At 63.4% G+C, this 21,863-nt stretch carries 20 protein-coding genes; 14 read left to right on the top strand and 6 right to left on the bottom strand.

Going from position 1 to position 21,863, the window contains the following annotated elements:
• Positions 1-10: 10 nt before the first annotated feature.
• The 6 genes from pknB to HPY44_21090 all read right to left on the bottom strand — a co-directional run bounded on the left by pknB (position 11) and on the right by HPY44_21090 (position 7,159).
• Entirely contained in the window at positions 11-1,942 is a 1,932-nt protein-coding gene (gene pknB / locus HPY44_21115; GenBank protein ID NSW58519.1) for a Stk1 family PASTA domain-containing Ser/Thr kinase, read from the bottom strand.
• Positions 1,943-2,018: 76 nt separating this feature from the next.
• On the bottom strand, positions 2,019-3,416 hold the full coding sequence (locus HPY44_21110) for a hypothetical protein (GenBank protein NSW58518.1): 1,398 nt from the start codon (positions 3,414-3,416) through the stop codon (positions 2,019-2,021).
• An 18-nt stretch (positions 3,417-3,434) separates the two neighbouring features.
• On the bottom strand, positions 3,435-4,736 hold the full coding sequence (locus HPY44_21105) for an FtsW/RodA/SpoVE family cell cycle protein (GenBank protein NSW58517.1): 1,302 nt from the start codon (positions 4,734-4,736) through the stop codon (positions 3,435-3,437).
• 35 nt (positions 4,737-4,771) lie between these two features.
• Positions 4,772-5,551 (bottom strand): FHA domain-containing protein, encoded by a 780-nt coding sequence (locus HPY44_21100; GenBank protein ID NSW58516.1) that lies wholly within the window; start codon positions 5,549-5,551, stop codon positions 4,772-4,774.
• A gap of 48 nt (positions 5,552-5,599) precedes the next feature.
• Positions 5,600-6,277 (bottom strand): DUF3662 and FHA domain-containing protein, encoded by a 678-nt coding sequence (locus HPY44_21095; protein ID NSW58515.1) that lies wholly within the window; start codon positions 6,275-6,277, stop codon positions 5,600-5,602.
• Between the two features lie 114 nt (positions 6,278-6,391).
• On the bottom strand, positions 6,392-7,159 hold the full coding sequence (locus HPY44_21090) for an inositol monophosphatase (GenBank protein NSW58514.1): 768 nt from the start codon (positions 7,157-7,159) through the stop codon (positions 6,392-6,394).
• A 103-nt stretch (positions 7,160-7,262) separates the two neighbouring features.
• On the opposite strand from HPY44_21090, the gene rsmD reads away from it, so the two are divergent.
• From rsmD to HPY44_21020, 14 genes are all read left to right on the top strand, one after another.
• Positions 7,263-7,808: a 16S rRNA (guanine(966)-N(2))-methyltransferase RsmD gene (gene rsmD, locus HPY44_21085; protein ID NSW58513.1), complete on the top strand. Its 546-nt coding sequence runs from the start codon at positions 7,263-7,265 to the stop codon at positions 7,806-7,808.
• Positions 7,809-7,822: 14 nt separating this feature from the next.
• Positions 7,823-8,326, top strand: coding sequence for a pantetheine-phosphate adenylyltransferase (gene coaD / locus HPY44_21080; protein NSW58512.1), 504 nt, complete (start codon positions 7,823-7,825; stop codon positions 8,324-8,326).
• Positions 8,327-8,483: 157 nt separating this feature from the next.
• A complete protein-coding gene (locus tag HPY44_21075) occupies positions 8,484-8,993 on the top strand; it encodes a hypothetical protein (GenBank protein ID NSW58511.1) in 510 nt (169 codons plus the stop codon).
• A 70-nt stretch (positions 8,994-9,063) separates the two neighbouring features.
• Positions 9,064-10,299 carry an acetate kinase gene (locus HPY44_21070; GenBank protein NSW58510.1) on the top strand — a complete coding sequence of 412 codons (1,236 nt, stop codon included), beginning with the start codon at positions 9,064-9,066 and terminating at the stop codon, positions 10,297-10,299.
• Between the two features lie 313 nt (positions 10,300-10,612).
• Entirely contained in the window at positions 10,613-11,785 is a 1,173-nt protein-coding gene (locus HPY44_21065) for a pyridoxal phosphate-dependent aminotransferase (GenBank protein NSW58509.1), read from the top strand.
• Positions 11,786-11,905: 120 nt separating this feature from the next.
• On the top strand, positions 11,906-12,889 hold the full coding sequence (locus HPY44_21060; protein ID NSW58508.1) for a 1-phosphofructokinase family hexose kinase: 984 nt from the start codon (positions 11,906-11,908) through the stop codon (positions 12,887-12,889).
• Between the two features lie 84 nt (positions 12,890-12,973).
• Positions 12,974-13,174, top strand: a complete 201-nt coding sequence (tatA, locus tag HPY44_21055; protein NSW58507.1) for a twin-arginine translocase TatA/TatE family subunit — start codon at positions 12,974-12,976, stop codon at positions 13,172-13,174.
• The gene (locus HPY44_21050) at positions 13,174-13,752 is read left to right on the top strand and encodes a hypothetical protein (GenBank protein NSW58506.1); all 579 of its coding nucleotides are present in this window, start codon (positions 13,174-13,176) and stop codon (positions 13,750-13,752) included. The genes tatA and HPY44_21050 overlap by 1 nt, the downstream gene beginning before the upstream one ends.
• Before the next feature lie 118 nt (positions 13,753-13,870).
• Positions 13,871-15,277, top strand: coding sequence for a cysteine--tRNA ligase (locus tag HPY44_21045; protein ID NSW58505.1), 1,407 nt, complete (start codon positions 13,871-13,873; stop codon positions 15,275-15,277).
• Positions 15,278-15,306: 29 nt separating this feature from the next.
• On the top strand, positions 15,307-16,299 hold the full coding sequence (locus HPY44_21040; protein NSW58504.1) for a dihydrodipicolinate reductase: 993 nt from the start codon (positions 15,307-15,309) through the stop codon (positions 16,297-16,299).
• A gap of 118 nt (positions 16,300-16,417) precedes the next feature.
• Positions 16,418-17,713, top strand: coding sequence for a sulfatase (locus tag HPY44_21035; GenBank protein NSW58503.1), 1,296 nt, complete (start codon positions 16,418-16,420; stop codon positions 17,711-17,713).
• 71 nt (positions 17,714-17,784) lie between these two features.
• On the top strand, positions 17,785-20,349 hold the full coding sequence (locus HPY44_21030) for an alginate lyase family protein (protein NSW58502.1): 2,565 nt from the start codon (positions 17,785-17,787) through the stop codon (positions 20,347-20,349).
• A 35-nt stretch (positions 20,350-20,384) separates the two neighbouring features.
• Positions 20,385-21,395, top strand: a complete 1,011-nt coding sequence (locus HPY44_21025) for a Gfo/Idh/MocA family oxidoreductase (protein ID NSW58501.1) — start codon at positions 20,385-20,387, stop codon at positions 21,393-21,395.
• Positions 21,396-21,411: 16 nt separating this feature from the next.
• On the top strand, positions 21,412-21,849 hold the full coding sequence (locus HPY44_21020; protein ID NSW58500.1) for a thioredoxin family protein: 438 nt from the start codon (positions 21,412-21,414) through the stop codon (positions 21,847-21,849).
• Positions 21,850-21,863: the final 14 nt, after the last annotated feature.

Below are 21,863 nucleotides of genomic sequence, written 5' to 3'. Positions count from 1 at the left end.
TGTGGTTCCCCTACTCGTCAGGCATGATCTCCTCGCCTGACGGCTCGTCTTGGGTCTTCGAAGACCCGGCGGGTGCTGGTTCTTCCTGGCGGAACACAACGCGCCCGTTGTGGATGACCTCGATGATCGCCGCACCCTCAGTCACCACCGGGACCTTGTAAGTCTCGCTGGGGTTCAGCTTCTCAGACAACACGACCACGCGCGCCCCGCTGTCATCCTGTTTGACCACCTGAATATCTTGCCCCAACTCACGGCCCTGCACAGTGACGGTGACTTGCCACCTGCGCTCCCCGGGAGTGTTGGGGATGTACTTGGTGTCCTGGGTCAGTTGGACTTCAGGCTCGACCACCTCTACGGCGCCAGTTTGGCCGCCTGGCGGAGGTTCGGTAGTGGTCTGGGGCTCGGGCCCCTTGCTTACGGTCAAGTCAATCTCCGTGCGTCGCTCAACCTTGGTGCCGGGCTTGATGCTTTGCTTGACAACGATGCCCGTCGGGACCGTTGCATGGTAGATGTGTGAGACCTCGCCCAGGCTGAGGCCGGCGCGTTCCAGCACTTCGTTGGCCTCCTCCAGGGTCCGCCCCTCAACTGAAACCGTGACCACCATCTCCGTGCCCCGGTTGACCACCAGGTCGACTGGGGTCCCCGCCTCCACCGTGGAGCCTTCCGCCGGGCTCTGGTGTATAACAACGCCCTCGGGCTGCATCGGGTCTTCCTCGGTGGTCACGACCCCCTCGACGAGGTGATTGGCTTCCAGGATCGCTCGCGCCTCGGCCCGCTCTTTGCCCTTGACCATGGGCACCTGCACCTTTGGCCCCGCATCGCCGGAGTAAAATGCGAGCTTCAGCAACCAGACCACGAGAAGCAGTACAAGCGCGGCAACGACCCCGATTGCGACCATGGGCCCGATTGGCGTCGGCTTCGCCTGCTGAGGCCGCACCACCGGCGCGCTGCGCGGGGGACGAACCGTTGGGGCTTCATCCTCGCCGGATCCTGCCGCAAAACGCTCCCGTATGTTGCCCGAGCGCACCCCCGGGGGAGAGATAGACAGATCCGGCTCAAGGCGCGTCGTGGCCGCATCGGGGGAAACGAGGACGCCGGTGCGCTCGAATTCGCCACCTCCGGAGAGCTTGACGAGATCCGCCAGCATCTCGTCGGCGCTGCGGTACCGCTGAGCAACGTCCCGGGCCATGGCCTTGTTGATGATGAACTCAACGGCCGGCGAGATAGCCGGGTTGAGTGTGCGAATGGGCGTGGGACGCTCACGCAGGCGGCGGGAGGCAATCTCTGCATCCGAGACGCCACTGAAGGGTGTGCGTGCCGTCAGAGCCTCATACAACACGCAACCCAGGGAGTACAGGTCGGAATGCGGTCCTGCAGGGCTGCCCTGGACCTGCTCCGGAGAGATATAGTGTGCCGACCCCAGCACAAAGCCCTCGGAATCGGATCCCGGCGCGCCCAGGGCGGCGGCGATGCCGAAGTCCGATAGCTTCACGCGGCCTTCGTCGGTAAACAGAATGTTGTGCGGTTTGACGTCGCGGTGGACAATGCCGTTTCGATGGGCATAAGCCAGCGCTCGACAGCACTCGATGGCAACCGCCACACCGCGCTCTTCGGGGAGCGGCGCCCAGCCCTTGATGACCTTCTTCAGGTCGGGCTCGGGCAGGTACTCCATGACGATGAAATGGATGTCACCATCCATGCCGGTGTCGAAGATCTGAACGATATTGGGGTGGTTCAGCTTCGCAGCGGCATGGGCTTCGCGGCGAAATCGGCTCACGGCGTCGGCCTGGCCCGCGATCTCCTCCCGCAGCACCTTGATGGCGACGTCTCGCGCCAAAGACAGGTCGGTACCTCTCCAGACGGTGGACATGCCACCTTCGCCGATCAGGACGTCGAGCCGGTATCGGTTCGCGATTACCATACCCGGTCTGGCCTGGCTCATGGGTAGTCTCTCCGAGGTTTGGGTCCGGAATGGCCGGCGTCTGCGCGTGCGCCGGCACGGTCATGTGACTGGCTCACTACAGCAGGCGCTCCATGACCTGACGAGCGACGGGGGCCGCGATCGAGCTGCCGGCCCCGCCGTGCTCGATGATGACGGCGATGGCGACTTTCGGCGCGTCCGCCGGGGCAAAACCAGCAAACCAGGCGTGCGGGGCACCGGAGGGGTTCTGCGCCGAACCTGTCTTCCCGGCCACCTTGACCCCGCGAATCCGAGCGCTGCGACCAGTACCTCGTTCCACAACCTCAACCATCATCCCTGCAACCTCCTGCGCGGCTGTAGAACTCACGGCCTGCCCCAGAGACTCAGGGTGATTGCGGAACAGTTCTTTACCGTTGGGTCCGACGATACGATCGATCAACGACAGGCGCGGCACCGAGCCATCATTGGCAATGGTCGCCGCGAGCCGCGCGACGGCAGCGGGCGATACGAGAGTGGCTCCCTGGCCGAAGGCAGCCTCCGCGACCTCGATTTCGGCCTCCGGGCCCTCCATGGCGGCGATGCGTCCCCCGTTTGCAGGAAGCGGTAGATCCGGTCGGTCCAGCAGGTGGAAGGCATTGACGTATTTCTTGAACTCTTCGGCCCCCAGAGCCTGGCCGATCTGCGCGAAAACCACGTTGCACGAATCTGCCAGCGCCTCCTCGAGGTCGATGGTTCCGTGCCCCGACTTTCTGCGGCACCGAATGATGGCCCCGTTCACCTCATGGGTGCCGCTACATGAAAACTGATCGTCTGTACTGACTAACTGTTTATCCAGCGCCGCAGCGGCAGTGAGGATCTTCAGCACCGACCCGGGTACGTACTGTCCCTGCAGAGCCCGATTGAGCTCGTATTTCTCGTCGCTCTGGGTGAAGGCTGCGTAATCGGCGGCGGAAGCCAGGACGAAAGCGGGGTTATACGCCGGGGCGCTGACCATGACCAGCAGTCTCCCGGTGGAGGGTTCCAGCGCCACCACTGCTCCGCGCTGCCCCTTCATCAGCGTCGCGGCGAGACGCTGCGCCTCTGCGTTGATGGTGAGATGCACATCGCAGCCACGGGGGCGACCCCGCAGCAGGCGCACCCAGGGGTCCTCATACTCGCCCATCCCATACAGTGGGTCACGCAGGGACGCCTGTAGTCCGGTACGTTCGTTGTACCCTGTGAGGTGGCAGTAGACCTCGGGTTCGGTGTACTCCAGGTACCATTCACCATTGGGATTGACGCCCTCAAGGATCGCCGAGCCGTCAGACGCCAGCAGACGACCGGGCTCCGTGAGCTTGATGCGCTCGCGGGTTCGCGGATTGTGGGCGTCAGCCCGCAATTGTGGGGCTCGCACTACATGCCAGTAGGCGAGAGCGACCGCCATCACCGCAAAGGCGATGGTGAAGGCGCGCGCAAGGCTCAGCACATTGGCCCGAAAATGATCGATCTCGCGCATGAATTGGGGGAGCCACCCTCAGCGGTCGGCAGGCGCTTTCCTGGTCAGATGAACGACACCGGGCCTGGGCCCGCAATCTCTGGAGACAGCCAGCAACAGTCCCACCGCAATGAAATTCGCGATTACCGACGTCCCGCCATAGCTTACGAATGGGAGCGTGATACCCGTCAGCGGCAGAAGTCGCAGGACACCGCCGGTGATGACCAGGGCCTGCAGGGCGAAGACGCTGGTCAGCCCGGCCGCAAGGAGCATGCCGAAACGGTCAGTGGAGCGCCAGGCAATGCGGAAACCCGCAAAGGTGGCTAGCGCCAGAAGCATGACGGTCGCAGCAGTGCCTGCAAGCCCCAGCTCCTCGCCTATTGCGGCCAGGATCAGATCTGTCTCCACCGCCGGCATCTTGTAGGGCATGCCCAGCCCCAGGCCAGTGCCGAGAAGCCCGCCTTCGGCCAGTGCAAACATGGCCTGAAGGGGCTGGAGACCCGCGCCGGACGGGTCGCTCCACGGGTTGAGCCACGCCACCATTCGCTTGTCCACATATCCCAGCAGCTGCGGCGCCACCACGGCCCCGAGCGCGAAGGCGAGAAGGCCGAAAACCACGTAGGTCTTGCGTCGCGTCCCCATATAAAGCACGGCAATGGTCAGCCCCAGGAATAGAACGGCGGCCCCCAGGTCGCGTTGAGTGACGAAAATGGCCAGACAGAAGACCACCAGCAGCGCCGTTGGGCCGAGATAACGCAGTTCAGCCAGCCGGGGAATGACTCGCCCCCGTGAGACTTCGCGGATCACCGGGCCGCGGTCGGCCAGAATGCCCGCCAGTGAGATCGCAAGCAGCAATTTGGCGATCTCCGTGGGCTGGAAAGGCGGAAGCACACCCACGTCCAGCCATAGGCGCGCGCCATAACGCTCCTCGCCCCAGATCATGGTTGCGAGCAGGAGCAAGAGGGCGCATACGCCGGTCAAGTACTTCAGCCTGCCTAGCGAGCGCACATCGGTGATCATCAGGTACGTGGCCAGCATGACGGCGCTGCCCATCATCATCCAGATGATCTGCTTCGAGGCGCGGAACGGGTCCAGACGCCACAACAGGATCAGGCCAATGCCCGCGGCCATCGCGACAACCGGCATCAGCAGGCGGTCGCGTTTTTGGCCCGTGAGGTCCATCAGGAAGCAGACCACAATCAACGCCGCCACCAGCGAGAATCCGCGGGTGGCTCGCACCGGGCTGTCGCCGAGTGCGGCGCACACAAGGGCCATGCCCAGAGTGGTGAGCACTCCAGCAGCGCATAGCATTACGAGTTCGTTACGCCGCAGGGTATCCATTTGGTCTAGAGCCGGTGAAAGAAACGCCCGGGTGGTCATAGGCGGAATGCGAAGACGGTGGTTCCGATGCCCACCCGGTCCTTGTCCTGCAGGGCAACCTCCCCACGGACTCGCACTCCGTTACAGAAAGTGCCGTTCGTGCTGCCTAAGTCCTCAAGGAAATACTGGTCCCCGCGCACGGTCACCCGGGCGTGATGAGAGGAGACAAAGCGGTCCTTGAGCACGATGTCGTTCGTGTCTGCGCGCCCTATAGTGGCGCCGTCAGACAGGGCAATGCGCTCGCCGGCGGCAAGGCTGGCCTCCGGAGAACTCAGCACCACCAGCGCCGCCTGGGACACGGGCGACGGTTCGGGAGCGGGTATGAGCACCACAGGCGGCTCCAGCGCCACTTCGGGCTCGGGTTCGATTTTTGGGGCCTCCGCGGCAGCGGGTTCTGGCTCAGGCGCAGCCTCAGTGGCCTCCGCTTCCGGCTCGGGCGTCGTTGGCTCAGGCTCAGGCGCAGGTTCAGGCGTCTGCTCTGGCTCAGTGACGGGCAGAGACGGTGGAGGCGCTGGAGGTGGCAACACGACCGGCGCAGCGGCAGGCGTCAGGACCGCGGGTGTCGGGCGTTGGGTGGGAGGGTGCAGGACAACCGGCCCGCCGGCGGGCTTGCTTCCGGGCCGGCGCGCGCGAGCGGCGCCAGGCACACCACGCCCTGTCGCGCCCTGGAGAAGCCGGGTGTCAGCCACCAGGCCACGAAAGACGGTGTAGATGAAGCCGTAGAGGGCGGCGAGGAAGACGATCTTGCCGACCAGCAGGATTATTCCAGGAGTCAACGGGGAATCACCACAGGCAGCGCCCCGCGAGGCGCCATGTGTCGGCGGTCAGTGCGCCCACACCCGCTCGAATTCATATACGAAAAGCAGACGGACCGTTCCAACCCGAAGCATGTCGCGGTGCTGGAGCACATACCTTGTAACCTGTACATCGTTGACAAAAGTTCCGTTGCTGCTGTCCAGGTCGCTCACCAGGTACCCATCAAGGGTCCAGTCGAATCGGCAATGTCGCCTGGATACAGCGCTGTCGGGAATGATCATGTGACACTCGGGGCTTCGCCCCAACACCGCACCCGGCGTCAACACGAACCTCTGGCCGGCGCACGGGCCCGATTCGGCTTCCAGTACCGCGGGAATCGGGCTGTCATCGAAACGGCAGTCTACCGCCGCGGTGCCTTGGCGTACGGAGCTATCCTCGGCGAACCGCAAGCAGATACGCACCCCGTACACCCAGCCGTTTTCATCGCACTCCTGCTCAACGGCGGACGTGAATTCAGCCAGGATCTGTTCTCGGGTACCCTCGAGCGCCTGGGCGTCGGCGGGATTGAGGCGAATCGTGACACGGTTCGGGGCGTACCGCGCATCCCGCGAGAGGATCACGCCGTCTTCCAACTCGCGCCACACGACCCGGTAAATCTCCACCGGCGGCAGGGGTCCCGCCGCAACCCGGGCGAATGCGCCCTCCAATGCACGTTCAAGGGCCGCCTCGATCTTGCGCAGACGCACAGTTCCCTCCAGCGCGGACTGCCCCGACGGCGTAAATTTGCGACACTAACCAATAACGGACGCCCGTGGCGCCCGTGACGTGACAATTATAGCACAGCGATTCGGAGCATGTCACTAGTTCCGGGCCCCTGGGAGGGGCAGGTCCAGCAGCGCCCGCACGATGTGGGGATGGCCGATGACGAGCGTGTCGTCGCCCTCAAGGCACGGACGCTCCATGCTCAACAGCGGTTCGCCTGTGGCCGCAAGCCGCGCTTCAGCACCAGTCTCCCACGCGACGCAAAGGGCCGCGGCTATATCCCAGGCGTGCCAACGGTGGAAAATTGCGGCATCCAGCCCGCCTGAGGCGACGTAACATCCGTGAGCCGCCATGCTGCCCAGGTTTCTTAGCTTGCCGGGAAGCACCGGGGCCAGGCGTGCGACGGCTTCGGAGTTCACCCCCACGAGCGAGTTCGTACCCAGCGTTTGACGAGGCGAACCGTGGATCGCGGACCCGTTCATGAGCGCCCCACGGCCCCGTTCGGCCTGGAAGAGCACATCCAGCTCCGGCAGGTAGACCACACCGAGCACCGGCCGGCCGGACTCCAGCAGTGCAATGGAGACGCCGTATGCGGGCAGCCCGGTGACATAGTTGCCGGTGCCGTCGATCGGATCCACGGCCCAGATGCGCTGATGGGTCCCGAGGTCGGCCCCGCCAAACTCCTCCCCATGCACCGGAACTGCCGGGAACGCGTTGATCAACCGGTCGCGAATGAGCCGTTCAACCGCCCGGTCGGCATCGGTGACCCATGTGCCGTCCTGTTTGTTCTGGGCCCTTGCGCGGTGCCGTGAGAGCATAGCCAGTGACCCGGCCTCCCGCACGATATCGCAGACAAGGCTCATCATCGTGACAGCGTCCCTTCCAAGCCGTATAATCCAGCGGTCGCAACACATCATACGGCATCGGACCCTTTGTGCCCAGTCAGAACTCGCCGGGAGCGACTGTCTCGTGCGCGTCATTGCCGGTTCGGCGAAGTCAATACCGCTGAAGTACCCGTCGAAGGCGAGGATTCGCCCGACCACCGACGCCATGCGTGAGGCGCTCTTTGCGAGCATTGCCGGTCGCGTTGTTGAGGCACGTTTCGCTGACCTGTATGCCGGTTGCGGCAGCGTAGGAATCGAGGCACTGAGTCGGGGTGCCGCGAGCTGCGTTTTCGTCGAGCAGGATCCGCGGTGCGTCCAGGTTCTGCGGGCCAACCTGCAGGCTGCCCGTCTGACTCAGGGCGCGACGGTGACAAGAGGCTTCGTGGAGCGCATCTGGGCGCGCATCGCCCAGGAATCGCCCGGGTTCGGCATCGTCTTCGCCGATCCTCCCTACGGCCTTGCGAGTTTCGCGGAGGTTGCCCGGCGCCTGGTAGTGGACAGGGAGGGTGTGGCGTCGGGCGGGCTGGTCGTGCTACAATACGGGGCGTCGTGGGAGCAGTTGGGCCTTCCCGAACCATCGCGCATCAAGAAGCATGGCGAGACGGTCATGCTCATGTACGAGATGGACTGAGGAGCGGGCGAGTCGTGGACCAGGCGGGCGCCACCCTACAGCACGTCGCCGTCTATCCGGGTAGCTTCGACCCCATTACTCTGGGGCACGTCGAAGTGGCCCAGCGCGCCTCCAGACTGTTCGGCAGGGTGATCCTCGCCGTGGCCGTCGATGCCGAGAAGAAGCACATGTTCAGCGTGGATGAGCGTGTGGCCATGGCGCGCCGCGCGTGCGGGGACATCGAGAATATCACCGTAGATAGCTTTGAAGGTCTTGTGGTAGACTATGCGCGCCGGTGCGGGGCGCAGACACTGGTCAAAGGCTTGCGCGCTGTTTCCGATTTCGAGCTTGAGATGCAGATGGCCACGATGAACCGCCAGTTGGCGCCCGATCTGGACACCCTGTATCTCATGGCCATGCCGCAGTTCACGTTCCTGAGTTCCAGTCTCGTCAAGCATGTGCACAAACTCGGCGGCGATGTGTCCGCGTTCGTGCACCCGTTTGTACTGGAAATGCTGGACGCGCGCAACGGTAGATAGCCGCCGGGGAGAATCTGGTCGGCTGGTGTCCGTCCGCGCGAGAAGCAACGCCGCGAGTTGCAGCGGGCAGCGCGGCGCGTGCGGTCTTACGTCGTGAGATAATCGCAGGGGGCAGCGCCACTTGGCGTTGTGGGCGCAGTGACCGGGAGGCTCGCGCATGGAGATTCTTGAACTTCTCGACGAACTGGAAGCCATGGGTGATGAGGGGGAGCGCTGGTACTGCAAGGTCTTCCCCTTCCTGTGGGGGAAGACGGTTGTTGATGCTGCCGACTTCTTCGACCTGATTCACCAGTTGCGATCCAGCCTGCCGGACGAGTTGACCACTGCGAACCAGGTGGCGCGCGACCGGGAGAAAATCGTGCGCGAGGCCCATGAGGAGCGCGCCAAGATCCTCGAAGCCGCTCGCGAGCAGGCCCAGCTGCTCATCTCCAACGATTCACTGGTCCGTGAGGCCGAGGCCAAAGCAGACGAGTTGCTGCGCGCAGCTCAGGCCGAAGCTGACGCTACTCGCGCCGAAGCCGAGCAGTGGGTACGCGGGGTCATTGAGCGTTTGGAGAACTACATGACCCGTACCCAGGGCATCCTTGACCAGGCAAAGAAAGCCCTTGGCCCTACGACACAGCAAGGGGTCAGGGCAGAGGGCCGCTCGGCCCACGACCTGGAATAAACGCGTGACGTCCGGCCCGGCGATGAGATCGCCGGGCCGTTATACTTACACGAGTTGGGAGCAGGTCCCTGTGATCGTCCTTGTCATCAATTGTGGTAGTTCGTCCCTGAAGTACAGCCTCATTGACATGCAGACCCAATCGGTCCTGGCAGACGGCGTGGCCGACCGGGTCTCCGTCAACGGCGGCACCGGTGCGGTCCTCAAGCACCGGCCGTCCGGGAGAGACGCGTATATCGCCGAGAACCCTATGACTGACCACAGTGTAGCCATGCGCTATGTGCTGGAAGCACTGACCGACCCGGAACACGGGGTCATCGCCTCCCTCGATGAGATCGCTGCGGTGGGGCATCGTGTGGTCCATGGTGGCGAGAAGTTCTCCGAGTCGGTGCTCATCAGTGAGCCGGTCATTGAGGCGGTGGAGGACTGCAACAAGTTCGCTCCGCTGCACAACCCCGCGAATCTCCAGGGAATCCGGGCTTGCACCGACGCACTGCCGGGCATCCCCCAGGTGGCGGTCTTCGACACGGGCTTCCACCAGACAATGCCGCAGCGGGCATACCTTTACGGCCTGCCGTACGAGTATTACACCGACCTGGGGGTTCGTCGATACGGTTTCCACGGCACTTCGCACCGTTACGTCACCCTCAAGGCCGGCGAATGGCTGCTAGCGGAGAAGCGGATCCCTATCGACGAACAGCGGATCATCACCTGCCATCTCGGCAATGGCTGTTCGATGGCTGCGGTTCTGGGCGGAAAGTCCGTGGACACGAGTATGGGGCTGACCCCTCTGGAAGGCCTGATCATGGGCACCCGTTGTGGCGACCTGGACCCGGCGATCCTGCCCTTCCTACAGGCCGAGATGAACCTGTCTTCCGAAGACATCGACCGCATACTCAACAAGAGCAGCGGTCTGCTTGGCATTTCCGGCGTGAGCAGCGACATGCGCGACGTCAAGGCGGCGGCATTCGGCGAAGAACCCAACCACCGCTGCGTGGCGGCGATCGAAGTATTCGCATACCGCGTCCGCAAGTACTTCGGCGCGTATGCGGCCGCGCTGGGCGGCCTGGATGCAATCGTCTTCACAGCAGGCATTGGCGAGAATGAGCCCCTCATCCGCAGTCTGAGCACCGAAGGCCTGCGGTTTATGGGCGTGGCCGTTGATGTGGACAAGAACGAGAAGGTGGATAAGCGCAACCCGGTGAGCGATATCTCTGAGAACAATGCCACTGCAGCAGTGCTGGTCATCCCGACGAACGAAGAGCTGATGATCGCCATGGACACCGTGGAGATCGTTGGCTGCCACTGATGGGAGCGCCTCCGGGGGTTGCCTCCGGGGGCACTCCGTGGTAATCTTCACCGTCCGCGGGCCATGCAATCCCAGACGACCGTGGGTGAGCAGCCCCGGGACGAATGACAGACCGCACAACGGCCTGAGACAACCGATGATCGACTATACCCCGACGTGTTCGACAATCTTCTGCTACCAGGGCGTCGCTGTCACCCAGGGCGGCTCTACTCAGCCCAGGCATTAGTGCCTGGGCGCCCCGACCGGGACACAGTTCCCTGCCGTGCAAGCACCCAACAATCTGCTTACACCACCATTCCGGGAGGATTCTGACATGCCGAAACTGGCAAAGCGCATGGAACGTTTGGGCACGGAGACTGCTTTCACTGTTCTCGCGAGGGCAAAGCAGCTGGAGCGCGAGGGGCGCGACATCGTACACCTTGAGATCGGCGAGCCCGATTTCGATACCCCCCAGCACATCATCGACGCAGCCTGCGAAGCCATGAACCAGGGCTATACCCACTACGGCCCCAGCGCCGGCGATCCCGAGTTCCGAGAGACCATTGCCTGGCACCTCAACCGCGGGCGTGGCACGGACTACAAGATGGAAAACATCACCGTCGTCTTCGGCGCCAAGCCCATCATCTACTGGGGAATCACCGCCTGCGTGGACGAAGGCGACGAGGTCATCTACCCGAACCCCGGCTTCCCGATCTATGAGTCCATGATCAATTTCGTGGGCGCTAAGCCCGTGCCGTGCCCGCTGCGCGAGGAGAACGATTTCCGCTTCGACGTGGATGAGCTGGCCTCACTCGTGACCGACAAGACCAGCATGATCATCATCAACTCGCCCCAAAACCCCACGGGCGGCGTGCTTGAGATGTCCGACCTGGAGAAGATCGCGAAGCTTGCGATCGAGAAGGACCTCTGGATCATGAGCGATGAGCCCTACGAGCGGATACTGTACGAGGGCACTCACCACAGCATCGCTGCTATCCCGGGTATGCTGGAGCGCACTATCCTGCTGGACTGTTTCTCCAAGATGTTCGCTATGACCGGCTGGCGCCTGGGCTGGGGTGCGACCCCCGCGTGGTTGGCCGAGCATATCGCGAAGCTCCAGACCAACTGCACCTCCTGCGTGGTCGCGTTCACCCAGCGTGCCGGCATCGCGGCGCTGAAGGGCCCCTTCGATGAGTCTGACGCCATGGTCGCCGAGTTCAAGCGCCGCCGCGACGTGATCGTGGACGGGCTGAATCAGATCCCGGGCATCAAGTGCCTGCGGCCCAAAGGTGCCTTCTACGTGTTCCCCAACATCACAGGCACCGGCTACACTTCCAAGGAGCTTCAGACGCGCCTGCTGGATGAAGCCGGGGTCGCCTGCCTCGCGGGGACTGCGTTCGGCGAATACGGAGACGGTTACCTGCGTTTCAGCTATGCGAACTCCGTGGAAAACCTGCAGAAGGCCCTGGGGCGCATCCGCGACTGGGTAGCCGCGAACCCCAAGTAAAGCGGCGATGACAAGAGGGGGAGCCGCCGTGTCCGTTCCGGCGGCTCCCTTCGCGAAAAGCGGTGGAGCACCGGTCGGTGTGAAGGGGGTATCGCGTCGCCACGAACGGAGTGAAGCGTTTTGATTACGGTTCTGTGCGCCAACGCGGGCATGGACAAGACCTATGAGGTCGAGGGCTTCGCACTCGGCGCATTCCACCACCCTCGCCGCGTCCAGACTTCCCCCGGGGGCAAGGGTATCAATGTCGCGCGCATCCTGCGGCTGTTTGGGCAGGAAGTGGCGGTCACCGGCTTCGCGGGAGGGAGCGTCGGGCAGTATATTGTCGCTTCCCTGCGCCAGTCCCGGATCATCCCCTCATTCGTGAAGATCGAGGAAGACTCTCGTCTATGCATCAACATTGTGGACAGCCGAGGGAAGACCCAGACGCGCCTGGACGAGGTCGGCCCTCTGGTCACGCCCTCGGAAGTCCAGATGCTGCGCCATACCTGGGAGCGCCTGCTGGAACGCAGCGAGATGATGATCATCTCCGGCAGCGCGCCTCGCGGGGTCCCCTTCGATCTTTACGCGGATCTCATCATATCAGCCCGCAAGCGGCGCGTTCCCGTGATCCTCGACGCTCACGACGAGATGCTAGCCTACGGTGTCCAGGCCTTGCCCACCATGATCAAACCCAATCTCGCGGAATTGGGCGTGCTCATGGAGAGCGAACTTGCAGTGCCCGACGGCGTTCTGACAGCCTGCCGGAGCCTCGTCGCCACCGGCATCGAGACAGTCTTCTGTACTCTCGGCGCTCGGGGGGCGATCGTTGCTAGTGCAACTGAAGGGGATTGGCAGGCGGATGCGCCCACCGTCCAGGTAGTGAGCACGGTGGGCTGTGGCGACGCAACCGTGGCAGCATACGCAGCGGCGACCCTGCGCGGGTTGAGCCTGCCAGAACGCATCCGGTGGGCGGTGGCAGCCGGTGCGGTCTGCGCGGTGACATTTGGCCCAGTGATGAGCGACCCGAAGGAGGTTGCGCGTATGGTATCCAGCGTTGTAGTGCGTCGCCTGGGCGAGGACGCGCCAGCTTCGGGGGCGTCTCCCGAGCTCCCCGAGGCCCCCTGACCCCACGCGAACCATTTGTCTGCGTGCGTCGTTATGCTACAATGTACAGGACAAGTGCGGGGAGACTCGCCCAAGGAGTAGACCATGTTCGGTCTCGGACCACAAGAGCTCATTGTCATACTGGTCATCGTCCTGATCTTGTTCGGCGGCCGGAAGATACCCGAGATCATGCGCGGCGTGGGACAGGGGCTGCGCGAGTTCCGCAAGATCTCGCAGCAGGCCACTGATGAACTCAGGGAACTCGCCGACCCTGACCGAGAGAGCGAACAGGAGAAGCACGCCTAGTGACGGCCAGTCGGAATCTGCGGGGCAATCTGATGTCACTGGCATCCCGGATACTTACGTACGCCGCCGTCGCGCTGGCATTGTTTGCTCTTGCGCGCGAGGCGAAGGCAGTTACGTGCCTGGGCGCGCTGCCGGCGGCCTCCATTGCTCCCGGTTGGAGCATCATGGCCGACAGCACCCGGTCAGGACGGATGGGCAGCAAGACCAGCTACGACGCCTACGACGGCGCTGTGGAGGAGTTGCAGAGCAAAGGCATCGTGGCTTTCGCACAACGGATGTACCGTAACGCATCCACCGGGCAGTATGTGACGGTGGACGTGTATGAGCTGGCAAGCAAGGCCGCGGCGAGCAATCTCTACGCCGCGAAGCTCTCCGAGAGCCGCAAGGCGAAGCCGTTGATCGTCTGCACGACTATCAAGGACAAGGCCTTCGTAGGTACCCTTGGATCGATCAGTCTGGGCTGCTGTACGCGCGGGAAGTATCTGTGCGAGGTGACGATGACCAAAGCCCAGAGCTCCCAGCACCGCACCACCGTCCGCAAGTTCGTCTCTGTCATCTCCGGCAAGCTCGCCCCCTAGGAGAGCGCCGTAGTGGGAGCATGGGGCGGAGGCCAGCGAAAGCCTCCGCTTTCTCTTTGCACGCCATCACGGGGCAGGACGATTGCATAGCCCCCGCAGGTCAGCCAGGAGGCACGGAATGCTGAAGCTCTACAACTCCCTCTCGCGCCGCCTTGAGGACTTCGAGCCGCTGCATGATGACAAGGTGCTCATCTACAGCTGCGGACCGACGGTGTACGACTTCCCGCACATCGGAAACTTCCGGGCCTTCATGTTCGGCGACATCCTCTGCCGCTGGCTGCGCTACCGGGGCTACGAGACCCGCCAGGTGATGAACATCACCGACGTGGACGACAAGACCATCAACGGCGCGCGCCGCGAGGGCATCCCCTTGCAGGACTTCACCCGGCGCTATGAAGAGGCTTTCCGTGAGGACCTCGCGGCCCTGAACATCGAGCCCGCCTGGAAGTATCCGCGCGCCACTGAGCATATTCCCGAGATGATCGACCTTGTCCGGACCCTCATCGAGCGCGGACACGCGTATGTCGCCGAGGGCAGCGTGTATTTCGACATCTCCAGTTTCGAGGGTTACGGTCGGCTGTCGGGGGTGGAGGCCGGGTCATCTGCGCGAGATAGCAGCTTCGGCCGCCTTGAAGACGAGTACGAGCGGGAGGAAGCCAGCGATTTCGTGCTCTGGAAAGCACAGAAAGAGCCAGATGAGCCGTCCTGGGACAGCCCCTGGGGCAAGGGCAGGCCCGGCTGGCATATCGAGTGCTCAGCCATGTCCATGAAGTACCTGGGGCCCACCATCGACATCCATAACGGCGGCGTGGACCTGCTTTTCCCGCACCACGAAAACGAGATCGCGCAGAGCGAGGCAGCCACTGGCAAGCCTTTCGTGCGCTACTGGGTGCACTCGGCTCACCTGCTGGTGGACGGGACGAAGATGTCCAAATCGCTGGGCAATTTCTACACCCTGCGCGATCTGCTCAAGCAGGGCTTTGAGCCCATGGCCATCAGGCACCAGTTGCTGACCGCGCATTATCGCAAGCAGCTGAACTTTACCCTCGAGGGTCTGGAACAGAGCAGGGCAGCGCTGGAGCGCCTGAAGACCTTCGTGGACCGCCTGCGCAAGCTGCCGCTGGCGGCAGGCCAGACACCGGAGGTCTCGGATGTGCTGGCCAAGGCCATGCAGCATTTCGAGGAAGCCATGGACGATGACCTCAATGTCCCCGGCGCCGTGGGCGCGGCTTTCGAGATATTGAAGGAACTGAACCCGCGCATCGAGGATCTCCGCGAGGGGGACCGGAGCGCGGTGCTGACTACGCTGGCGAAGATGGATGGCGTCTTGGGGTTCATGGGCCCCGCGCTGTCTGAAGAATCATCGGAAGATGATGCCGAGATTGATGCCCTTGTCGCGGAGCGCGGCGAAGCCCGCAAGAACCGTGACTTCGCCCGGGCCGACAAGATCCGCGACCTTCTTGCGGAGCGGGGCATCATCATCGAGGACACTGCCGAGGGCACTATCTGGCGCCGGCAGCACTAATCGGTGAGACCCGGAGGAGTGAGCGGGCAATGATTCGCAGTATTCACACGGGTCTGGGACCCATCGGTCTGCAGATACTTGCCGCAACTGTTGACGAACGCATCGCCCGGCCTGTTGCCGCGGCGGACATCGACCCGAAGCTCTGCGGCTGTCCCCTGGGGCAGGTGCTGATTCGGCCCGAGCTGGATGCAGTGTTTGTGCGTCCCGACCTTGAGTCAGCAATCACTGACGCGGAAAACGGTGAAGGTGCAGATGTGGTGGTCCTGGCCACGGGATCTTTCCTGCCAGACATCGCCGACCAAATCCTGCTCTGCGTCGACCGAGGGCTGAACGTAGTATCCACCTCGGAGCAGCTCAACTGGCCCTGGCTGCGTTCGCCTGATCTCGCGGATGAGATCGATGCGAGAGCGAAAGACCGGGGCGTCACAGTGGTGGGCACGGGCATCAACCCCGGCCTCCTCCTGGACTTGCTGCCCCTGTTGCTCTGCCGGCCATCGCTGAATATTCGCAGGGTCACCGCGCGCCGCATCGTCAACGTATCCCTGCGCCGACCGCAATTGCAGAGGAAAGTGGGCTCGGCGATGAGCCCCGAAGAGTACCGCCAACTCGCAGACCAGGGGCTCGTGGGGCACGTCGGGCTGGCTGAGTCGGCAGCGATGCTGGCCGCCGGGTTGGGATGGGCGCCGGTGTCGGTGGATGAGACCATCGCTCCCGTGATTGCTACGGAGCAGACAGGCACCGAGCATTTCACTATCGAGCCGGGGCAAGTCATGGGCAGCCACCAGGAAGCACGTGTGGCGGGCCCGGATGGCAAGGAGATCCATCTCGTCTGCCGCATGACCCACGGCGAAGCGGATCCGCGGGATGAAATTGAGATTGACGGCGACCCGCCGGTGAACATGCGCATTGAGAACGGCATCTTTGGCGACACGGCGACCGCCGGCTGCACGGCAAAGATTCTGCGTTTGACCGTCGAGGCCAAGCCGGGCCTGCTCACGGTAAAGGACCTGCCGGTGGCATAGCGCTCGGACCATTGGCAAGTACGGAATGCACCCTCCCACACCGGGAGGGTGTTTCATTTGCGCCAAAGGTCTGCCCCGATTTCCCGTCGAACCCTTCCCGTGCGAGGAGGTGTGCGACATGTCGCCTGATCGTCCCAATATCCTGATGATCATCTGCCACGATCTGGGCCAGCATTGCAGCCTGTACGGTGCGCCCGTGGATACGCCCCACATTGACTCTATCGGTCGCGACGGCGTCTGGTTCACCAACTACCACTGCACTGCCGCGCAATGCACACCCAGCCGGGGCAGCATTTTCACCGGGCTGTACCCTCACAATAACGGTCTCATCGGCCTGGCTCACCTGGGTTGGCGCTACAGCCCCGGCCAGATCACGCTTCAGATGCGCCTGCGCGATGCCGGGTACTCCACCCACCTGTTCGGCGTCCAGCACGAGACCACCGACCACCCATCAACGCTGGGCTACGACACCTATGTCAAAGGCAATGCAGCTGCGCAGTCAGGTCCCGCGACATGTGAGTTCCTGCGCCGGCGCGCGGCATCCGGCGATTCGAAACCGTTCTTCGCCTGCATGGGGACCTTCGAACCCCACCGGCCCTTCGACACAGAAGGCTACCCGCGGGATGATCCGGAGACGCTGGAAGTTCCCTACTGGCTGCCCGACCGGCCTGGAATCCGCGAGGACTGCGCGGGCTTGCACGGTATGATCCGGCATCTGGACGAGCATGTGGGGCGCGTGCGCGACTGCCTGAAAGAGACTGGCCTCGCGGACAACACTCTCCTGATCTTCACCACCGACCACGGGACCGCGATGCCCCGGGCGAAGGGCACGTGCTACGATCCTGGCACGAAGACCACCCTCGCGATCCATCAGCCGGGCAGGATCGAGGGCGGTCGGCGGTGCGATGCCTTGCTGTCGAACTGCGATTTTTCACCCACGATCCTCGACCTGATTGGAGAAAGCCCAATTCCCGACGCGGATGGCCGCAGCTTTCGTGGGCTTCTCGATGGCACCGAGTACGAGCCGCGGGACAGCATCTTCTGTGAGATGACCTGGCACGACAAGTACAATCCGATGCGCGCGGTCCGAACACAGACCCACAAGTACATCCGCAATTTCGGCGACCGGCCACTGGTGTATATCCCGCTTGATATCTGGAATGGTCCTGCCGGGGCCGAGATGCGCGAGGAGTACTACGGAGCGCGCAGGCCGGCGGAAGAGTTGTATGACCTGCGCGCCGGTCCGCTGGAAACGCGGAACATTGCACGCGATCCGGGCAGTGCAGAAATCCTTGATGACCTGCGCGGCAGGGTGGAGGCCTGGATGCAAGATAGCGGCGACCTACTGCTTCAGGGGGACTGGCCGCCCACTCCCGAACAGGCAGCGCGGGAACTCAGAGGGGAGCCGAACTGAACTCCGTGAACAGCAAACTCACCAATCGGTCACCAAGAATCGGGTGCAGACCGGCCTCATGCATTTTCATCATGGCGTTCGCTTCGCTGTGCCTGGCCCAGGGTGATCTGGTCATCAGCACTTGCGACGATGCTTCGGTCTGGCGCGGTGGCGAACAGGAGACGAAGACCTTCCGCGAGGGAACAGGCGCTGTCCGCTGGGTGCCTTCCGAGCAAGCAGGCTTGTCCAGCAGCGCCATTCCGCACGACTGGACCGGGGGGAATTGCCTGGCCTTCTGGCTGCACAGCGCGAAAGCCACGGGCTCCCGCGTCTGGATCATCGTGGATTCCCAGGATCCCAACCAGGATGGCCCGGACTATTTCGCGCAGTCACTGCCTGTGGACTGGACCGGCTGGAAGCGTGTGCTCCTGCCCTTCAGCGTGATGGCCCGGGTGCGCCACCCGGTCGGCTGGCACAACATTGACTCCCTGCAACTGCATTCTGCGTGGGACAAGGGCGCCAGCGCGTCTGCGGAGGATGTGTGGGTGCTCGACGACGTACGGGTGATCACCATGAGCGATACCGGGCAACGCATGACCGACGAGGAGTTCTTCGGGGCGATGGATCTGGCGCGGCCCGGCCTGGAACGAGTGCGTGAAGCCGTCGAGGCCGGGGACATTGCCGCGGCAAAGGAGCGCTTCCGCGAGTACTTCCTGGCGCGCCGCGATGTGCGCTGGTTCAGCAACTGGTGGGAGCGCCCGGCTCCTCCCGAGAAGCGCCCCAATACCGGCCGAGCGGACGAGACGCTGGCCCACGTATACTACTTCGACGGGGAGAGATACGAACTGGGCGAGGACATTGACTGGGCCTCGAACCAGAGGGACAAGGGGGAGGCGGCGACCATTGAGTGGAATGCATCACTCAACCGCCACTTCTTCTTCGACTACCTGGCCGACGCGTACACTGGCACTCTCGAGGAGAAGTACGCTGCCGAGATAAGAGACATGATGCTGGACTGGATCGAGGATTCCCCGCTCCTGTTGTTCGGCAGCGGCAACGGCCCTTACCACTACGCCTGGGAGACCCTGAATACTGCGGTGCGTGCGGGAGACACATGGATCGATGCTCTCTGGCGCACGGCAGACGCGCCGTGCTGGGATGCCGACTCGCTCACCACTGTGCTGAAGTCCCTGGTTGAACACGCGCGGCATCTGCTGAAATGGCCCACCAGGGCGAACTGGCTGACCGCCGAGTCAAAGGCGCTCACCATTGTGGGCACACTCCTGCCGGAGATGCGGGAAGCGGATAACTGGCGCGCCACCGGCATCCAGCGCCTGTACACGCAGATGGCGGAGGAGATCTACCCGGACGGCCTGGAGAACGAACTGGCCCTGGGCTACAACCTGTGGGTCCTTCGGAACTACAGTGACATCTACGACCTGATGCTGGCGAACGCCCGGGCCGAAGAGGTGCCGGGCAATTTCCGAGACCTTCTGGAGCGGATGTACAACTACCTGCTTTACGCGACCGGCCCCGACTGGCGCGTGCCGGGGCTCAATGACTCCGGGCACACAGCGCCTGACGCCGCGCTCCAGAAGGGGTTCACCTACTTCCCGCATCGGACGGACTTTCAGTGGGTCCTGACCCGTGGAGCGCACGGCGACAGACCCACCGAGACTTCCTACGCATTTCCGTACTCAGGACACTACGTGATGCGCAGCGATTGGACCCGCGACGCCCGGTTTCTGTTCCTGGACGCCGGTCCTTTCGGTTCGGGGCACCAGCACGAGGATAAGCTGGGCTTCACCATGCAGGCCCACGGGCGCTGGTGGATCGTCGAGGGCGGCAGCTACATGTACGACAACTCCCGCTGGCGGCGCTACGTACTGTCCACCCGGGCGCACAACACGGCGCGGGTGGACGGCGAAGACCAGAACAGCCGTCGAGACCGCTCGACCTTCGCGCTCAAGCCCCCCTTTGAGCCCCTGGACAACCCCTGGGTCAGCAATGACTCGCTGGACTATGTATCCGGCGTGTATGACACCGGCTACGGCAAGGATGGGCAGATCCAGGTGACCCACCGGCGCGAAGTACTGTTCGTGAAACCCGACTACTGGGTAATCGTAGACAGCTTCACTCCGAAGGACGACGCGGTGCACGAGTATGAAACCATCTTCCACATCAACGCTGACACTGCACAGACGCAAGGGAGTGCAGTCTTCGCGGTGGCGGATGGTCGGCGGCTGGACCTGGTCGGAGCCGGCCCAGACCTCACCGTCGAGGTGGTCAAGGGGATTGCCGAGGAACCCGTGCAGGGCTGGGCGAATTACCCGTGGCGCGCCGTGCCCACGGCACTGTATCGCAACAAGACAGCCGGGCCGGTGCGGAACGTGTACGTGCTCGCTCCATCGCCTTCGGAGCAGCCTGCCTTGTCGGTGGACACACTCCTGTCAAGTCCATCAGGGGATTGCCTACGCGTGGCTCGCCCGGACGGTTCGGCCGATGTGATTGCACTGAACTCCGCTGAAGATGGGGCAGAGCAGGCCCTCGGGCCTGTCGTCACCGACGGACGCATAGCCGTGGTCTCACTGGATGCCAGAGGCGTCCCCGGCCAGGTCGGCATCATCGGTGGGAGCCGCGTGCGTTACGAGCCGTGATCCGCTCAAAATAGTCCGCAAGGGGAGCCACGAAGGTGAGCCAACCGATCCGCATCGCCCATATCGGCGCGGGGCCCTTCAGCCGCGCCAATCACTCGCCGGCGCTGAAGCGTCTTTCAACCAGCGATGAGCCTGTCGTATCCCTGGAGGCGATCTGCGACCTGGACCGCGCGAAAGCCGAGGCTTTCCAGCAGGACTTCGGGTACAGCGCCGTCTATACCGACCTGCATGAGATGATCGCGGAAGTCCAGCCGGAGGCGCTCTACGTCACCGTCCATCCCGCGAAGTCCGCCGGGGTGCTGGCGCAAGTTCTGCCATACGGCATTCCCACTTTCACCGAGAAGCCACCAGGGGTGACTGTCGCGGAGTCCGAGAAGCTGGCCGCTCTGGCAGATGAGCACGGCACCATCACCTACGTCGGTTTCAACCGACGGCAGGTCCCGGGACTGCGCCGCTTCAAGCACTGGATGGACGAGAACGCCCCCATACGCTACCTGCGGGCCGAGATGATCCGCAAGAGCCGCACCGAGCCCGAGTTCGCCGTGGGTACCGGCATTCACGCGCTGGACTGTCTTCGGTTCCTGTGCGGAGATGTGGTCACGGTGGAGACCCGTTCCCGGTGGTATGGTGAGACCCGGGTGCGAGATCTCCTGGTCCGGATACAGTTCGATACGGGGATTCTCGCTGACCTGGCAATCCTGGTCTGCGCCGGGGTATCGCGCGAATTGTACCTGGCGCAGGGCGAGGATCGGATGATGGAGTCGACGGTCGGCCATGGCTACACCAGCCCGGCGCTGTTCCGTGGCGAGCGGGTCTACGCAGACAATACAATCGCATCCGAGACCCCTGTGGAGGAGGATGCGCTGGTCGCAGGGGGCATACTGGGCGAACACCTGGCGTTCCTGGATGCGGTGCGCACCGGGGTGCTGCCCGACTGCTGCCTGCAGGATGCCCGACATTCGCTCCGGCTGGCGGTCGCTGTGTCTGAGGATTACTGCGGACCGATCGACCAATTCGTGCCGTCCGGCGTGAGCCAGTACACATAGGAGGAAAAGTGCTCCAATGGAGGTCTGCTGCGATCCGCTCCGGCTGCTGCGCGCCCCCGGTTACCGCGACCGTTATGAGAAATACGAGCCTCCGGAAGACCTGGTGCAGCTCTTCCGGTCAATCGAACAACCAGTGACGTTGCTCCTCGTGTACGGAACCTGGTGCAATGATTCTGCACGCATTGTTCCAGAGGTCGTGAAACTGATGGAGATGGCGGACAACGACAGCGTCTGGTTGCTGGCTGTCCATGTGGCGTACTCCGAAACCAATCACGGGCCCTTCCAGGCGGGGAGCGTGGAGGTCTCGCGCTATCCCACCATCGCACTGCTTCGAGGTCATTTCCGGTCCGCTACATCGATTCCCGAGGGCGTTGAGATCGCGCGCTTCGTGGAGCGGTCGCTCGAGGCCGGCCCAATCAGCACAGGGCTCGTGGGTGCTGCCGGGACTGTCTGACCCAATCGTTATCT

It is taken from the genome of Armatimonadota bacterium (assembly GCA_013314775.1).
GTDB lineage: Bacteria > Armatimonadota > Zipacnadia > Zipacnadales > JABUFB01 > JABUFB01.
This window is presented reverse-complemented; position numbering and strand designations above follow the sequence as displayed.

Excerpts from the sequence above, each read along its gene's own strand:
- HPY44_21045 (NSW58505.1), top strand. The coding sequence starts at position 13,871 with ATGCTGAAGCTCTACAACTCCCTCTCGCGCCGCCTTGAGGACTTCGAG.
- HPY44_21110 (NSW58518.1), bottom strand. The coding sequence starts at position 3,416 with ATGCGCGAGATCGATCATTTTCGGGCCAATGTGCTGAGCCTTGCGCGC.
- tatA (NSW58507.1), top strand. The coding sequence starts at position 12,974 with ATGTTCGGTCTCGGACCACAAGAGCTCATTGTCATACTGGTCATCGTC.
- HPY44_21040 (NSW58504.1), top strand. The coding sequence starts at position 15,307 with ATGATTCGCAGTATTCACACGGGTCTGGGACCCATCGGTCTGCAGATA.
- HPY44_21075 (NSW58511.1), top strand. The coding sequence starts at position 8,484 with ATGGAGATTCTTGAACTTCTCGACGAACTGGAAGCCATGGGTGATGAG.
- HPY44_21105 (NSW58517.1), bottom strand. The coding sequence starts at position 4,736 with ATGGATACCCTGCGGCGTAACGAACTCGTAATGCTATGCGCTGCTGGA.
- HPY44_21035 (NSW58503.1), top strand. The coding sequence starts at position 16,418 with ATGTCGCCTGATCGTCCCAATATCCTGATGATCATCTGCCACGATCTG.
- HPY44_21020 (NSW58500.1), top strand. The coding sequence starts at position 21,412 with ATGGAGGTCTGCTGCGATCCGCTCCGGCTGCTGCGCGCCCCCGGTTAC.
- HPY44_21065 (NSW58509.1), top strand. The coding sequence starts at position 10,613 with ATGCCGAAACTGGCAAAGCGCATGGAACGTTTGGGCACGGAGACTGCT.
- pknB (NSW58519.1), bottom strand. The coding sequence starts at position 1,942 with ATGAGCCAGGCCAGACCGGGTATGGTAATCGCGAACCGATACCGGCTC.
- HPY44_21030 (NSW58502.1), top strand. The coding sequence starts at position 17,785 with ATGGCGTTCGCTTCGCTGTGCCTGGCCCAGGGTGATCTGGTCATCAGC.
- HPY44_21090 (NSW58514.1), bottom strand. The coding sequence starts at position 7,159 with ATGATGAGCCTTGTCTGCGATATCGTGCGGGAGGCCGGGTCACTGGCT.